This is a genomic window from Moorena sp. SIO3I6, from assembly GCF_010672095.1.
The window spans coordinates 1-1,194 of the sequence record NZ_JAAHHU010001518.1 but is presented as its reverse complement, the minus strand read 5'-3'; the positions used below and the strand labels follow the sequence as shown (position 1 = coordinate 1,194).

Here is a 1,194-nt window from a genome sequence, read left to right as displayed (position 1 = left end):
TGCCCTCCACGGAATGGAAGAGACTATAGAAAAATACGTAGAAAATCTCTCGTTTAAAGAAACTCAAGTAAGAGGAAAGCGAGACAGAAAAAGAAGCGTAAGTCTCATAAGATATGCTGACGATTTCGTCATCATACACAAAACCAAAGAAGTGGTAGAAAAGTGTAGAGAAGTTATAGAAGCATGGTTAACTGACATAGGACTGGAATTAAAACCAAGTAAAACCAGATTGACCCACACCAAAGAAGGATTTGACTTTTTAGGATTTAACATCCGTCAATACCCAGTGGGAAAACATCAAGCTAAACAAGGTTTTAAGACCCTCATTAAACCATCGAAAAAGAAAGTGAAAGAACATAGGGAGCAGCTAGACGGGATAATAGAAAGTCACCTAGCCGCACCTCAGGCTGCTTTAATTAGCAAACTCAAACCCATTATACAAGGTTGGTGCAATTACAACCGAAGCGTTGTCAGCAAAAAGACCTACTCAGGGTTAGATAGCCTACTCTGGAACAAACTTCAAAGATGGGGATACAGGAGACACCCCAATAAGTCAAAAACCTGGGTGAACAAAAAGTATTGGGGAACTAAAACTGAAAAGCCAAAGAACCCCTGGGATGTACCCAAAACAGATAACTGGATTTTCATGACAAAAGAAGGAACACACCTTCCCAAACATGCAAAGACAGAAATCATTAGACACACGAAGGTTAAAGGAAACAGTAGCCCCTACAACGGGGATTTAATATACTGGAGTACCAGAATGAGTAAGCACCCGGAAATGTCAAAACAGAAAGTAAAACTTCTCAAAAGACAAAAAGGGAAATGCACTCACTGTGGACTAACCTTTAGGGACAATGACTTAATGGAAAAACACCACATAATACCACGCGCACAAGGTGGAAACGACCAACTCAATAACCTTGAACTACTCCACCTACATTGCCACGATGCAAAACATGGAACCAAAGTCAAACCCAAGTGTCAAGAATCAAGTAACGACTCCTCTGAACTAGATGATAATCCGTTCTAATGTAGAGGTACCAATGACAATGGTTCCTGTAGCGAGGAGCCGTATGACGGGAAACTGTCACGTACGGTTTTGGAGACGAGTCGGTGGAGGCGACTCCCCGGCTTAGTTTAATAGAGACTGGGAACGAAGTTACCGCAAGAAGAGTGCAGCCTTTATAGTTG

General features: G+C 41.7%; 1 protein-coding gene. It reads left to right on the top strand.

Annotation, left to right across the window (positions count from 1 at the left end):
• A partial coding sequence (locus F6K49_RS50820; protein WP_293110508.1) for a group II intron maturase-specific domain-containing protein occupies nucleotides 1–1,033 on the top strand: 1,033 nt, incomplete at its 5' end.
• Nucleotides 1,034–1,194: the final 161 nt, after the last annotated feature.